The sequence below is a fragment of the Sutcliffiella horikoshii genome (assembly GCF_019931755.1).
GTDB lineage: Bacteria > Bacillota > Bacilli > Bacillales > Bacillaceae_I > Sutcliffiella_A > Sutcliffiella_A horikoshii_E.
Genome location: NZ_CP082918.1, coordinates 4,229,619 through 4,243,825, shown reverse-complemented (window position 1 = coordinate 4,243,825; position 14,207 = coordinate 4,229,619). Strand labels below are relative to the sequence as shown.

Genomic DNA, 14,207 nt, shown 5'->3' with positions numbered 1-14,207 from the left:
ATAGGTAGTAAGTAGTATTACCGGGATTATTATAGCGGAAAAAGGGGGAATTCAGTTGATAAACAGCTATACCAGATTTGCAGCGACACTCTTGTTATTACAGATTGGCACCATCATCCTTACAGGATTATTTTTATTACGTCATTTTCCCGTCATACATATTATGAACGGCGTAATTGCACTTATTGTAGCTTTATTACTTCTCTTTATAAAATGGAAGTGGACACCAGTCTTTGGCATACTTTACGGCCTTTTGTTTACCATGCTCACCGTGCCCTCTTATTTCATCTCCATGTTTAGACATATTGATCCTGAGTACAATGCTATGCTGGAAGCAAGTAATCCTTTCTTTGGTATCAGTACCCTGACCGCCCTTTTAGTTCTTGGTATCCTATTTTTTTCGACTGCCGGATTAGTCGCAAATCTTCGGCCGGCCCAACAGCCTCCTACGTGGTTTCCAAAAGTAAGAAGTGTCATTTATGGTGCTACCATCATGGGGCTTTTGATAAGTCTTTATCTCCAGCAACATTGGGTGACAGGAATAAACGCAACAGCTATGGAAAAGTTGCCAACCATTGTGATGAAACCAGACTCGGTCGAACCGGCAAGCATAGAAGTGCAGGCTGGCGAACCGTTAGTATTCCACATAAAAAATCAATCGGAAAATAAATGCCACATTCTTCAGTTTCCAGAGTTAGGTGAAAGTGTGCATATGGAACAGGGCCGTTCTGGCTTGCTTATTATAGATCCTGAACCTGGCACATATACTTACGGGTGTAAGCCGCATCATGGGTATATGAATGAAAATATTAAAGGTACTTTAATCGTGAAGCCAAAATAGGTGAAAGCGGAATTCTTGCACTAAAAAAGCCTGCCCCCATAACAAATGGTGGCAGGCTTTTATAATGAAGAATTAGTTTGCTTCTCCAACCGTGTTCTTTACACCTTTATCAGTATTACCGCGTTTCCAGAAAATCTGTAGCGCAAGCATAATACCGAACGCGATGAATCCGAAGATATCTGTATTGGCTTCAGGATAGATTAACAATAATCCTGTTAAAACGGTAAGAATACGTTCAATCCAGTGAAGTTTTCTGTACCAGAATCCGATAAGTCCGGCTCCGATAGAAATCATCCCGATAATGGATGTCACGAGAATCCAGGCCACTTCCGGTATCGTTGTATCAATCATCAATAACTGCGGCTGGAACACAAACATATATGGAATGATGAACGCAGCGATCGCAAGTTTTGAAGCATTAATACCTGTACGGATCGGCTCCCCTTTGGATATCCCTGTAGCAGCAAATGCGGCTAAGGCAACCGGTGGGGTGATATCTGCAACAATTCCGAAGTAGAACACGAACATATGCGCAGCAAGAACTGGAATAGCAACTTCCAATTGGTCGTTAAGCGCTAAAATTGCAGGAAGTGCAATCGTAGACGTAATGATATAGTTCGCTGTCGTAGGTGAACCCATACCCAAGATGATAGATGCGATCATCGTGAAGAATAGAGTCAGTAATAAAAGTAACGTTGGAGTGGACGTGATGGCAGCAGCCATACTTACAAGACTGTTTCCAAGCTTAAGTCCAAGACCAGTTTTCGTAACAACTCCAACTATGATCCCGGCACATGCCGTTGCAGCAGCGACGCCAAGGGCGGTGCGTGCTCCATTTGTCAGAGCAAGGATGAATTTAGCTGGAGTTATTCTTGTATCTTTTCTAAATAAACTTACAATGATCGTACTCAAAATACCTAATAAAGCCGTTCTCTCGATACTGAATCCTTGGAATAATAGGACAACAATGACGATAATAGGCAATAATAGATGTATCTTTTTTAGCACTTCCATTTTCTTTGGTATTTCTTCCTTCGGCAATCCTAGTAACCCTTGTTTTTTTGCTTCTAAGTGGGTCATGATCCAAATTCCGGAGAAATATAGAATAGCAGGGATGGTTGCAGCTTTAGCAATTTCCCAATAAGGAACACCTGCAAATTCGATCATCAAGAAGGCGGCCGCTCCCATTATTGGAGGCATGATTTGCCCACCAGTGGACGCCGCTGCTTCTACTGCACCAGCGAAGTTACGGTGATACCCTAATCGTTTCATCAACGGAATCGTATAAGATCCAGTCGTAACCGTGTTAGCAACGGAACTACCGGAAATGGTACCCTGTAAAGCACTGGAGAAAATTGCAACCTTTGCAGGTCCACCTGTTCGTCTGCCGGCAATAGAAATCGCCAAATCATTGAAGTAGTTCCCAACTCCAGTTTGAACCAAGAACGCACCAAATAATAAGAATAAGAAAATATAGGTAGATGATACCTGTAACGGCGTACCAAGGATCCCATCTGTTGTAAAGAACATAGATTGAATCAATTGTTCGAGACTAAGTCCTCTATGAATCAGCATTCCCGGCATGTAAGGACCGAAAAGCGCGTAAACCATAAATACGACGGCAATAATGGTTATCGGAAGTCCAATTGCCCGTCTGGTTGCTTCAATAACTAAGAGGATGGCCAAGCCACCAATAACAGCTTGTGCGGAAGTGATGCTTCCAATTTGTTGAACTAACGTGTCGTAGTAAACAGGCCAATACCCGCATACAACAACGGTCAATCCTACTAAAATATAATCATACCAAGCAATTTTCGTTTTATTTCCGCCTTTTCTTGCTGGAAATAGCAAGAATATCAAAGTCAAAGCAAAACCTAAGTGAACCGTACGTTGTAGGTATGCGGTAAGCTGACCAAATATTCCTGTGTATAGTTGAAAAAGGGAAAAGGCAATCAACATAAAGAAGACAACTTTTGCTGCGTAACCGGTAAGGTTTCTTGTTTGTGCATCCGGATCGTACTTCTCTAGCAGCTTTTCTTGTTCTTCAGCCGTTAATTCCTGACGGTCGTTTTTATCACTCATGTATTTTCATTCCTTTCATATACTGCCATAATGTCAACTCTTCTACTCTTACATTATACCAGTCTCCTGGAGTAAAGTATTCGTTAAACCATACCATCTTTTCTCCATTCTCGCCCCAGGCAAGGCGGTTCTTGGAAACGGTTTTTCCGTTTCGGACATTCATGGAGGAGAATACGTTATTTAAATCTCTTATATGATATTTTCCATCTTCATATACAAATTCTTCTCCCTCTTCCGCATTCGATGGCATGCCTATCCCGAATTCTTCGTAAATAATCTCTGTTTGCACGATGTGGCGATCATCTCGCACCTTATACTTTTCCACCACATCTGTTAAATGGATGGAGTGTGTAAAGATGATTTGAAATGTGTCCTCTTCATCAATGGGAAGGAATGCTTGTATTTGTTCGGTGTTTTGTACATGGAAAACGAGCGCGGTTCGAAATGGGACAAAAAAAAGCCCCAATAAGAGTAATACGGTTGCAGAGGATAAAATAATGGCAATCACTTTCTTTTTCATGGTAACCCACCTAAAAAATGGCTTTTAGCCGCTCATAAATAAAAAAGAAGGACCGACAGCATAATGGAAATTAAGTGTCGGCCAATTTGGTCCTGTTATTTTAAATTAATCTAATAGACCTTCTTCTTTAAAGTACTTTTCAGCACCAGGGTGGAAGTCGATACCGATTCCGTCTGTTGCTGTATCAAGTGTGATGAATTCACCCTTAGCGTGGGAAATTGCATCTGTATTTTCATAGATTGCTTTTGTGATTTTGTAAACTAGATCTTCAGAAAGATCTTTGGATACTGCTAGCATCGCAAGTACCGCTACTGTGTTTACTTCACTCTCCATGCCGTAAGTTCCAGATGGGATTGTATCAGCAGCATAATAAGGGTATTTTTCTACCAACTCATCTACTTTTTCTTGAGAAATTGGAACAATGCTTACAGGGTTAGTAGCGGACAAACCGTCAACCGCACCTGTTGGAGTACCAGAAGTGATGAAAGCCGCATCGATGTTACCATCTTGGATTCCACCAGTAGACTCACCAAAGTCTAGGTTTTGCGCATCGATATCATCCATTGTCATGCCGTGGATTTCAAGGATTTGCTCTGCATTAATGTAAGTACCTGAACCAGGAGCACCTACAGACACCTTTTTACCTTTTAAATCTTCTACACTAGAAATACCAGAGTCAGCAAGTGTTACAATTTGAACGGTTTCTGGATACAGAGATCCAAGTGCCAATACATTGTCAACCGCTTTCCCTTCAAATGCGTTCGTACCTTCTACAGCATTAGCCATAACGTCTGTTTGTACGAAAGCGATTTCTGCTTCACCCTCAGCTAGTGCTACTACATTATCAGCAGAAGCATTGGAAGAAACAGCGTCAGTTTGGATGCCAGTTTCATCGGTAATTACCTTTGCCATTGCGCCACCAAGCGGATAGTATGTACCACTAGTTCCACCTGTCAGCATGCTCATTAATTTCGGATCTTCACTGCCGCCTTCTCCGCTAGAACCATCATTATCTCCGCCGCCACATGCAGCTAAGAATAATGATAATAATAGAACCATAGATAAGGCTAGGAAACTATTCTTTTTCATCGAACTCCCCCTAAATATTAATTTAACAACTCCTATTTTACAGATATTACAGAGATTTATCAAATATGAACCCAGTATTTAGGTGGTTTTCTGTTATAATCACGTATTTTTGTGTTTATGTGTGCTACTACACTTGTATTCTATCATGTTAAAATAAAGCAAATATTAATTAGTGGAGAGTGCGCGATTTATGAGAATTACTAATATCCTTTTTACAGGTAGGTTGGTAAAAGAGTTAGAGGGATTACTTAATTTAGAGGAAACGTTAAAGGGGCGTGACCTGCGTTTTATAGCTGAGGATGATGTTTCGTTGGAGGATTTAAATTGGGCGGATGCTTATGTGGCCTTTCATCCTGTTGCAAACTTCCATTTTGGCAATTTAAAGTGGGTGCATTCACTCGGTGCGGGTGTAGACCGTTATATGGATTTGGGTGACAGATGGCCAGAGGAAGTCCTATTAACAAGAACGATTACTTCTTTTGGGCAAAAAATTGGCGAGTATACGCTTAGTTATATGTTAAAAGAATTACAAAATCACGATAAGTTTCGTGACCACCAGGAGCGTGGGGAATGGAAGATGGTTGCTCCCCGGGCCTTGGATGAAGTGAAGGTTGTCGTTTTCGGCACAGGAGAGATTGGCCAGGAGCTGGCAAGGATTCTAGCATTTTTTGGAGTGAGGGTGGAAGGTGTATCGCGCAGTGGGGCTGAAAAGGATCACTTTTGCAGGGTGATGTCATTGGAAGAGATCGATGATAGTTGCTTAAGGAAGGCGGACTTTATCATCAATACCTTGCCGCTGACGAAAGAGACGGAGCGTTTGTTTGATAAGCGGTTTTTTGGTCGAGTGAATCAAGCCGTCTTCGTCAATGTGGGAAGAGGGGCGACTGTGGATCATGGAGCCTTGTTGGATGCATTGAACAGTGGTGCGCTTAAAGCCGCAGTTCTTGATGTATTTGAGCAGGAACCGTTACCTGCTGACAATCCGCTGTGGAGCCACCCAGGCGTGACGATCACTCCGCATATTTCCGCGATAACGACACCTGAAGAAGCGGTAGTGTGTTTTTTGGAGACGTTGGAGGCTGTGGAGAGCGGAGGGGAGTTGTGGAATCGTGTGGATGTTGGGCGGGGGTATTGAGTGGCGGGCGTGAGAGGGCTTCTATATGCCCGAAGGCTCTGGGAAACAGTGTGTTTGGTAAAATAGGAGGCTTCTAATTGCCCGAAAGCTCGAGGAAACAGAGTGTTCGGTAAAATAGAGGGCTTCTATATGTCCGAAAGCTCGAGGAAACAGAGTGTTCGGTAAAATAGGAGGCTTCTATATGCCCGAAAGCTCGTAGAAACAGAGTGTTTGGTAAAATAGGAGGCCTCTAAATGCCCAAAAGCTCGGGGGAACAGAGTGTTCGGTAAAATAGAAGGCCTCTATACGCCCGAAGCCCCGCGAAATCCAGTCATAAAGTCTAATAGACACCCTCTTCCGTCCCACAAAACCAAAAATCTAGGTTTCATTTTCCAGAAAATGTGCTATTTAATAAGTAGTGCTTTTCGTCCGGTAGGGTGTAAATCGACTTACATAGCCCATTCAAACTCAAATCTCACAAAATAGTATAAATTACCCATCTCAACCTACGCAAAAATAAATAGTTTTCATCATTTTGGTATTTTTCTTCCATGTTATAGTAAAAGGTATTGAGAAATAAACAAAAGCCAATCAGTCTCCACCACTGAAGCTCACTATAAAATAAATACATTCCTTATGAGGTGATGAACTTGTCTATCGCATATTACAATGCTCTGCTCAGGGAAAAGCAGCAGCATCTTCAGCGTCTCCAAGACTGCCAAAGTCAACTGAGGGGCAAACAACAGGAGTTTGCTAGTTTTAGAGCTTCCGTCACACGGCCCGAACTTTCCTCGTTTACTTGGCAGGGGACACTTGCCAACCGATTTGAAGATATCCGGACAAATGGAATGCTTCATTATTATTCAGAAATGGAGCAAAGCCAATTCAGTTCGATCTTCTCAGGTATCGAAAATAAAATTCAACAACTACATCGTGAAATCAACTCACTAAAACAGACCATTGCTTCATTAGAGTTGCAGCTTGCAGAAGAACGAGCTGCCAATCGTTACAATTAAACCAATGGAGGTCTCCATATGAGTACAGAAATTAAAATAAAGAAAAGTGAGATAGAGCAGGCCCTAGCACAAATGAAATCCTCCTCAGAAGCTCTTACATCCTCTTTCCCCTCTTCAATTGGAAGCGGCAACCGTTTAGATGTCGTAAATAAGTTAAATGAAATAAACCGTATATTAGAACAACTGACAGAAAACTATAAGGCCCTCTTGCTGCATAACGAAGAAATGACCAGACAGTCTGTAGAACAGATGGTGGAAAAAGACCAAGAGCTCTCCTCTAAGATGCTGATTCGATAGCGGATAGGAGCGACAACACCGTAAATAACAAGTGAAATGACTTGTTCAAATGCTTAAAGATGCCATTGTTTATTTAAATAGTAAATAGTCAAGAAAGAGTAGCTAACTTCATTAAAGGAAGGAGGCCACTCTTTATTAAATTTCAAAAAATACAGAATATTATTTGAAGTGAAACTATTATTCTGGTAAAATATTTGCGAACGCTTTTTTGAACGTTTTTACATTACAAAGGGGAGGGTTAACAATGAAGAAATTTAAAAAAATCGGCGCAACTGTTGTAAGCGCTTTAGCTATTAGCACTATGCTTGTAGCATGTGGCGGAGGAGAAGGTGCTAGTGGTGGGGACGGCGAAGGTCTGGATACTAGATTGGTAACCATCGGTACAGGTGGATCGTCTGGCCCTTACAATATTATTGGATCATCCCTGGCTAACATTTATTCTGATGAGTACGGGGTAAATTCCAAGTCACAGGCTACTGGTGCTTCTGTGGAGAATATTAACCTAATCAAAGAAGGCAAAATAGAAATGGCCTTTGTCATGAGTGATGTATTAACGGAAGCGGTGGAAGGTACAGGGAACTTCTCAGAAAAGGTAGATAATGTCGCACAGGTTGCAACTCTTTATCCGAACTTTGTTCAGATTGTAACAACAGAGGATTCCGGAATTGAATCAATAGAGGACCTTGTTGGGAAACGTGTTGCAGTAGGAGATCAAAATTCAGGGGTGGAAGTGAATGCTAGAAATCTATTAGCAGGTCATGACATTTCTTATGATGACATTACGGTTGACTACTTGGGGTATGCAGAAGCAGCTGATGGACTTAAATCTGGGTCTATTGACGCGGCATTTCTTACAAGTGGATTGCCAAATGCTTCTGTATTAGAACTTGCAAAAACAATCGATTTGAAGCTTGTATCGGTGGATTCTGCCAAAATCCAAGAGATTGCACAAGACCAACCATATTTTGTTTCATTGGATATTCCAGCAGGTACGTATGATAACGAAGAAGCAGTACCAACTGCAGCAATTATGAATGCATTGGTCGTTAACAGTGATTTAAGTGAAGAAGATGTTTATGAATTGACTAAAACGTTCTTTGATAGCTTGGATACATTAGGGAATGCTCACCAGGCTGCAACAGAAATTTCGTTGGAAGCTGCACAAGAGGGCATGGTAGCACCGGTTCATCCAGGAGCACAAAAATTCTACGATGAACAATAAAATTTTTATTTTGGGGAGCACTGTTCTTATTGTGCTCCTTCTTTTCCTTTTTGTGAGGATTCCAGTCGTCTATGTTTCTTTTGATGAGGGTGGATTTCAGCTGAATGAGGACTCTTTTGAAATTTATTGGATACATTCCGTGGAAAAAGAACCATGGCTAGAAACCTATGAAAAAAGGGGAGATAGGCTTTTTCTAGCAAAGACTCGTTTTAAAACTTTTGGGGCCGGAACTCCATCTGACGGTGAAATCATTCCTTCTAATGACGGCTTTGTTCATATGAAAATAGACCGAGAAGTGGAGGTTGTTAACCTAATTGTTTCAAAGAATGTAGAAACAACACTCATAACCGAGTCAAGTGAATATCATCTGTACGAATTAGTGGAAGACTACGAGAACGTATCAATAAGCATAAATAAACTACCTTTATGGCAGTACTTAAGAGGTGAGATAAGTTGACGGATCAGAAAAAGGATACTTTTAAAGATACCGATACGATTTCCGAAGATAAAAAAGCGGAAATATTAGAGAAATTTGATGCAGAGTCAAAAGTGCGTAAGTTTGATAATAAGAAAATAGTTCTAATGGTATCTGCCATTGCTATCCTATATTCTTTATTCCATTTATACGTGACTTTTAACCCCATGCCTGCCTTGCAACAGAGAGCAGTCCATGTTGCGGTGGGAATAGCCCTGGTTTTTATTTTATATCCAGTCACTAAAAAGCAAGATCGAAAAAGGGTAGCTTGGTATGATTGGATTTTATTTCTATTAGCACTTAGCTCTGCAGGATATCTTATTTCAGAATACACGCAAATTGTCACCACGCGTGGAGGAATTCCTAATACACTAGATATTTTAGTGGCAGTAATGACTGTCATACTAGTCCTGGAGGCAGCAAGGCGAGTAACAGGCATTATCCTGCCAATTATAGCGCTGATCTTCCTAGCCTACCCTTTTGTCAGTCATATGAATTGGATGCCTCTTAAAATGGCAACCCGTCCTTATGATTTAGGAGATATCTTCGGACAATTATTTTTAAAAACGGAAGGTTTATATTCTACAGCCATTGGTGCGTCGGTTAATTTTATCTTTCTATTCATCCTGTTCGGGGCCTTTTTGGCTCGTTCAGGCATGGGACAATTTTTTAATGATCTTGCCTTAGCTCTAGCAGGTCACAAGCAAGGTGGACCTGCGAAAGTAGCGGTCATTTCAAGTGGGTTTATGGGAAGTATTAACGGTGCAGCTGTTGCCAATGTTGTAGGTACAGGAGCATTCACCATTCCGTTGATGAAAAAGATAGGTTACACGCGAAATTTTGCTGGAGCTGTCGAGGCAAGTGCCTCTGTGGGTGGACAGATTCTTCCGCCGATCATGGGCGCGAGTGCTTTCATCATGGCAGAAACGACCGGAATTGCCTATGGTACCATAGCGCTTGCTGCTTTAATTCCAGCTGTTTTATATTTCTTAGGGGTTATCATGCAGGTTCATTTCCGTGCAGGAAAAGATAACTTAAAAGGTATACCAAAAGCAAACCTCCCAAAAGTGAAGGAAATCATGAAGGAACGCGGGCATCTCTTGCTTCCAATCGTATTTCTGATCGTGTTGCTTTATCAGAATTTACCGATTGCTCATGCCGCTTTTTATACTATTATTTCAACGGTGGTAGTAGCAGCATTTAGAAAGAATACTAGAATGTCTTTCAAGGATATTTTAGGAGGACTTGAGGATGGAGCGAGACAATCGTTATCAGTGATGGTTGCTTGTGCGGTGGTCGGAATTATTATTGGAGTAGTTAGCTTGACTAGCTTTGGGAATGTGATGACTTCCTCCATTACGAGTCTTGGTGCAGATTCCTTGTTCCTTACTCTATTCTTTACGATGATTGCTTCCATGGTACTGGGAATGGGCTTACCATCCATCCCGGCATATATTATTACTGCAACGATGGCTGCACCAGCGTTGGCTGAATTTGGTATTCCAATTCTTGTTGCTCATATGTTCGTATTTTATTTTGGTATTTTTGCTAATATAACTCCTCCTGTTGCCTTGGCAGCTTTTGCGGGAGCGGGAATATCCGGCGGAGATCCAATGCGAACAGGATTCAATGCCTTAAAGCTTTCAATTGCGGGATTCATCATTCCTTATTTGTTTGTCTATAATCCGGCAATGTTAATGATTGATACGACTGATGCAGCTGTAAATGCCAGAGACTTTGCAATGCCGCCAGTCATGGAAATCCTTTTGATTTCTGTAACAGCTATTATAGGAATTATTGCATTGAGTGCAGCGGTTGAGGGTTATTTTAAGACCGAATTAAATGTGTTCTTGCGAATTTTGATGGGAGCAGGTGCATTTATGATGATTATTCCTGAAGCTAATTCGGATATCTACGGTATCATCATCGTCGGTGTGACAATGGGAATTAACTTTATGCAAGGAAAAAAACAAGAGAACAAACCGAATATAACCGTGTAAAAAAGCAAGGCCCTTCTTGGGCCTTGCTTCTTTACATACGCTATGAAACCCTCTCCCGCCTAACCAACCGCTTCCTCTTCCCCTTAAACCAGTTATAAAACTCCCCGGCTTCGTCTTTAGACACGCCGTTTAGTTCACTGATATGAAGTGGATTTGCGCGGTTTTGGAAGTACAAGGTGGCAATCCCAAACCAGCGCTGCAGCCAGGAATGTTCGACAGATACCTGTTGGATACGGTTGTAGTGGGTGATGAATGTTTCGTTTGTGAGTCCGCCTTTTCGGATCTGGACGGTGTTTCCTTGGCGAAGGTAGCTGGTGAAAAAGTAATCAAGCACACGTGTGACCAGTGAGATTGCAAAGACAACGCCTGCAGCCCAGAGCCACTCTTTTTTAAAAAAGAAAAGGCCGACAGCTGCAATGATCGTAAAGTAGTATGGCACCAAGAGCTTGTACCAAAGCACTTTAATTGGAAAACGGTCCATTTTCTCTTGAATGGGATAGTGAGGTAATAGCGTTTCCAACAATAAGTACGCTTCGTGTTTTGGCATGAAAGGGTAAAGGGAGCTTGTTTCTTGCTCTTCTGTTTTCATTTCGCCGACACTGATGAGCTTGATGGATGCAAGTCCGAGCAGCCGTTTTACCAGTGATTGTTCCACTACAATGGCTTGTACTTTCTCTTTGGAAATCGCAAAGCTGCTTGTGCTTCCGACACCTTTTTTTATATAGATACGCGCAACGTCATCGCTGATTTCGTAGTTCCCATATTTGATGGTTGTCTGCAAGTAGCCGATGCCGACAGAGAGGACCATGGCGAGCAAAAAAAGGAGGATCAACATCCACCAATGCAAAAGCAGATAGTCAAATGCGCCTTCAGCGGTGTCCTCGATATTGAAAAAATCGGCAAGGTTGAAATAGATGGTCGTTAGCAACGGAAAGATGGCAAGAAAGCTCAACGATGTAAAGGAGGCTTTCAATAAATCCTTTTTATTCGAGCGGAAGTGAACTTTCTTCTCACCACCATGCTCCAGCTCATCCTGGTCACCTTCATCTTCTGAAGGAGCTTTATCTAACATTCTTGATAGGATTCGTTCTTTTTCAGAAACGGTCAAGACCGGGAAATTGACAGCGGAACCTTCTACTGTTGTTCCAGTTTCCAAGGTCAAAGAAGTCAGGCCGAACCATTTATGGATAAAGGTTGTCTTTGAATGGTGATTCTGAATTTTGTCAAAGGAAACCGTGCGCTGTTCTTTTACGAAAACTCCTTCTTTAAGAACAAAAGAATCCCCAACCACTTCATACCGGTAAAGAAACCACTTCAATACGATGAGAATGAGTGTCCACGTGATACCTATTAAGAATATGTAACGTCCCCATACAATCCAGGTCGAAGTAGAATTGATTTTCAACACAAAAAGAAAGAGGAAGATGGCGATGGAATTTTTCATTAAAGCAAAAAATTCGACTACTATCCAGGCCGGATGAAACCTTTTGACCTCCTGTGACATCATTCTTCCTCCCTTTCTGACAGGTCGCTTTCTTTTACTTTGGCTAACTGTGCAATTTCTACTTTTAACCATTTTGCCTTTTCTGCAGGGATAGCAGGGATGGTGTGCTGGGTTGTAGTGGTTCCTATTATAAGGTTGAACAGGTCAAATTTCCTCATGATGGGACCTTGCTCGGTTCGAACAAACTCCACTTTTTCCATCGGGACCAATGTATGACTTTCATTCCACTTACCGTTTTTCATTTGGACAAAGTCTTCATCAATCTCATAACGCCAAGTCTTTTGAAGAAAGACAGGTTCAATGAAAATAGAGTAAACAGCTGATAAGACTATAATGCCAAGGATTATATACAGGGTAACCTGGATCCAACCATACCAGTGAAAGTGCTCGCTGCAGTAGAGCAGAATGCCTAAAACGATGATGGCGATACCGTGTCCAATGGTGTTGGAGATACGCCAGACTTGTACAGCTTGATTTGCGATTTTCTCGCTTGGTTCTTTGATGGTCATATACATTATTTTCACGCTCCTACCCTATATACGAAACAGGCATAAAGATAGTTTCAACAAAATAATTTGTCTGGTTAAGGAGAACCTTAAAAGGGAATAAAAAGCAAAACGGCTATAAAGGGGGAGAAAGAATGTTACTGAAGTATTTTTATGACGAAGGTTTGGCGCAAGCTTCCTACATGGTTGGCTGCCAGGCGTCCAAGGAAGCATTCATCATTGATCCGGCAAGGGATATCCTGCCATACATGGAGGCTGCAACAAAAGAGGGACTTCGTATTGTGGGAGCGTTGGAAACGCATATTCACGCTGATTTTGTAGCAGGATCAAGGGAATTGGCGAAACGCTTAGGTGCGAAAATGTATCTCTCAGATGAAGGAGATAAGGATTGGAAATATGAAAATATAAGTGACCTTCCTCATCAATTAGTGAAGGATGGGGATGAAATAAAGCTTGGGAATATTTTGTTTCAAGTGTTGCACACGCCAGGTCATACACCGGAAAGCCTTTCTTTTTTTGTAACAGATGGCGGAGCGAAAACAGAACATCCTATGGGTATCTTCACAGGTGATTTTGTATTTGTCGGTGATGTTGGTAGACCGGATCTTTTGGAAAAGTCCGCACAAAAGGAAGGTACAGCTGATAAGGGGGCAAAAGATATGTATGCCTCTTTAACTAAATTTGAGGGTCTCCCAGATTATGTGCAAGTGTGGCCAGGTCATGGGGCGGGAAGTGCATGTGGAAAATCACTGGGTGCTATTCCTTCTTCCACTGTTGGCTATGAAAGAAGAGTGAATTGGGCTTTTCAGCATGATGATTTTGAGAGCTTTGCGTCTGAGCTGTTGGAAGGACAGCCAGAACCACCGAAGTATTTTGGCATTATGAAGCAAGTGAATAAAGTTGGACCAAACTTCACCTTAGAACTACAAAAACCAAAACGATTGGATGACATAAATGCTTTAACGAAGAAAATAAAAGAAGGGGCACAGGTCATTGATACACGGGAAGCGGCCCTCTTTTCAAAAGAGCATATAGAAGGAACAATCAACATTCCATTTAATCAGGCATTTACCAACTGGGCTGGTTGGATCATCAACTATGAACAGCCGCTTTATCTGTTAACTGACCCTGATAAGCTTGAGGAAATTCAGAAAACGCTTCAGTCCATAGGGATCGATAATCTCCACTATTACATGGATGTGGACCTTGCCATTCGAATGACATCCGATCTGGAATCCTATCATGATATTACACCAAAAGAGGCGAAGGAGTTGCTTGCGGAAGGAGCGCAAGTTATTGATGTACGGCATGATTCAGAGTGGAAAAGTGGACATATTGAAGGCGCAAAACACATCATGCTGGGCACCTTGCTTGATAGGCTGGAAGAGGTGCCGGAAGATCGTCCTCTTATTATTCAGTGTGGTTCTGGAGTCCGGTCCGCGATTGCCATTAGTCTGTTGCAGGCAAAAGGGGTGAAGGATGTCCGTAATATGCTTGGCGGCTATGGAAGATGGCAGAAGGATATCCAATAAAAAGAATGA

Annotated in this window: 13 protein-coding genes; 8 read left to right on the top strand and 5 right to left on the bottom strand. The window is 41.9% G+C overall.

The features are described 5' to 3' along the window. Positions 1 to 55: 55 nt before the first annotated feature. Positions 56 to 841, top strand: a complete 786-nt coding sequence (locus tag K7887_RS21585; RefSeq protein WP_223491646.1) for a cupredoxin domain-containing protein — start codon at positions 56 to 58, stop codon at positions 839 to 841. A 72-nt stretch (positions 842 to 913) separates the two neighbouring features. Here K7887_RS21585 and K7887_RS21580 read toward each other — a convergent pair whose 3' ends face one another. The 3 genes from K7887_RS21580 to K7887_RS21570 form a co-directional block, all read right to left on the bottom strand. After that, positions 914 to 2,923: a TRAP transporter permease gene (locus K7887_RS21580; protein WP_223491645.1), complete on the bottom strand. Its 2,010-nt coding sequence runs from the start codon at positions 2,921 to 2,923 to the stop codon at positions 914 to 916. Then, a complete protein-coding gene (locus K7887_RS21575) occupies positions 2,916 to 3,443 on the bottom strand; it encodes a DUF1850 domain-containing protein (RefSeq protein ID WP_223491644.1) in 528 nt (175 codons plus the stop codon). The genes K7887_RS21580 and K7887_RS21575 overlap by 8 nt, the downstream gene beginning before the upstream one ends. Before the next feature lie 105 nt (positions 3,444 to 3,548). Next, the gene (locus K7887_RS21570; protein WP_223491643.1) at positions 3,549 to 4,532 is read right to left on the bottom strand and encodes a TAXI family TRAP transporter solute-binding subunit; all 984 of its coding nucleotides are present in this window, start codon (positions 4,530 to 4,532) and stop codon (positions 3,549 to 3,551) included. A 190-nt stretch (positions 4,533 to 4,722) separates the two neighbouring features. On the opposite strand from K7887_RS21570, the gene K7887_RS21565 reads away from it, so the two are divergent. From K7887_RS21565 to K7887_RS21540, 6 genes are all read left to right on the top strand, one after another. Next, entirely contained in the window at positions 4,723 to 5,667 is a 945-nt protein-coding gene (locus tag K7887_RS21565) for a D-2-hydroxyacid dehydrogenase (protein ID WP_223491642.1), read from the top strand. 629 nt (positions 5,668 to 6,296) lie between these two features. Then, positions 6,297 to 6,662: a YwqH-like family protein gene (locus K7887_RS21560; protein ID WP_148965203.1), complete on the top strand. Its 366-nt coding sequence runs from the start codon at positions 6,297 to 6,299 to the stop codon at positions 6,660 to 6,662. Positions 6,663 to 6,680: 18 nt separating this feature from the next. Beyond that, the gene (locus K7887_RS21555; RefSeq protein WP_223491641.1) at positions 6,681 to 6,959 is read left to right on the top strand and encodes a YwqI/YxiC family protein; all 279 of its coding nucleotides are present in this window, start codon (positions 6,681 to 6,683) and stop codon (positions 6,957 to 6,959) included. A gap of 244 nt (positions 6,960 to 7,203) precedes the next feature. Further along, positions 7,204 to 8,181, top strand: a complete 978-nt coding sequence (locus K7887_RS21550; RefSeq protein ID WP_223491640.1) for a TAXI family TRAP transporter solute-binding subunit — start codon at positions 7,204 to 7,206, stop codon at positions 8,179 to 8,181. Then, positions 8,171 to 8,638: a DUF1850 domain-containing protein gene (locus K7887_RS21545; protein WP_223491639.1), complete on the top strand. Its 468-nt coding sequence runs from the start codon at positions 8,171 to 8,173 to the stop codon at positions 8,636 to 8,638. Before K7887_RS21550 ends, K7887_RS21545 begins: the two co-directional genes overlap by 11 nt. A gap of 125 nt (positions 8,639 to 8,763) precedes the next feature. Beyond that, positions 8,764 to 10,656, top strand: coding sequence for a TRAP transporter permease (locus K7887_RS21540; protein ID WP_223493728.1), 1,893 nt, complete (start codon positions 8,764 to 8,766; stop codon positions 10,654 to 10,656). 40 nt (positions 10,657 to 10,696) lie between these two features. On the opposite strand, the gene K7887_RS21535 is transcribed toward K7887_RS21540, so the two are convergent. Then, positions 10,697 to 12,163, bottom strand: a complete 1,467-nt coding sequence (locus K7887_RS21535; RefSeq protein WP_223491638.1) for a PH domain-containing protein — start codon at positions 12,161 to 12,163, stop codon at positions 10,697 to 10,699. Further along, a complete protein-coding gene (locus tag K7887_RS21530; RefSeq protein ID WP_223491637.1) occupies positions 12,160 to 12,675 on the bottom strand; it encodes a PH domain-containing protein in 516 nt (171 codons plus the stop codon). The genes K7887_RS21535 and K7887_RS21530 overlap by 4 nt, the downstream gene beginning before the upstream one ends. A 125-nt stretch (positions 12,676 to 12,800) precedes the next feature. On the opposite strand from K7887_RS21530, the gene K7887_RS21525 reads away from it, so the two are divergent. Next, a complete protein-coding gene (locus K7887_RS21525) occupies positions 12,801 to 14,198 on the top strand; it encodes an MBL fold metallo-hydrolase (RefSeq protein ID WP_223491636.1) in 1,398 nt (465 codons plus the stop codon). Positions 14,199 to 14,207: the final 9 nt, after the last annotated feature.

Coding starts and splice junctions, on each gene's coding strand:
- K7887_RS21580 (WP_223491645.1), bottom strand. CDS start 2,923: ATGAGTGATAAAAACGACCGTCAGGAATTAACGGCTGAAGAACAAGAA.
- K7887_RS21575 (WP_223491644.1), bottom strand. CDS start 3,443: ATGAAAAAGAAAGTGATTGCCATTATTTTATCCTCTGCAACCGTATTA.
- K7887_RS21570 (WP_223491643.1), bottom strand. CDS start 4,532: ATGAAAAAGAATAGTTTCCTAGCCTTATCTATGGTTCTATTATTATCA.
- K7887_RS21565 (WP_223491642.1), top strand. CDS start 4,723: ATGAGAATTACTAATATCCTTTTTACAGGTAGGTTGGTAAAAGAGTTA.
- K7887_RS21555 (WP_223491641.1), top strand. CDS start 6,681: ATGAGTACAGAAATTAAAATAAAGAAAAGTGAGATAGAGCAGGCCCTA.
- K7887_RS21550 (WP_223491640.1), top strand. CDS start 7,204: ATGAAGAAATTTAAAAAAATCGGCGCAACTGTTGTAAGCGCTTTAGCT.
- K7887_RS21545 (WP_223491639.1), top strand. CDS start 8,171: ATGAACAATAAAATTTTTATTTTGGGGAGCACTGTTCTTATTGTGCTC.
- K7887_RS21540 (WP_223493728.1), top strand. CDS start 8,764: ATGGTATCTGCCATTGCTATCCTATATTCTTTATTCCATTTATACGTG.
- K7887_RS21535 (WP_223491638.1), bottom strand. CDS start 12,163: ATGATGTCACAGGAGGTCAAAAGGTTTCATCCGGCCTGGATAGTAGTC.
- K7887_RS21530 (WP_223491637.1), bottom strand. CDS start 12,675: ATGTATATGACCATCAAAGAACCAAGCGAGAAAATCGCAAATCAAGCT.
- K7887_RS21525 (WP_223491636.1), top strand. CDS start 12,801: ATGTTACTGAAGTATTTTTATGACGAAGGTTTGGCGCAAGCTTCCTAC.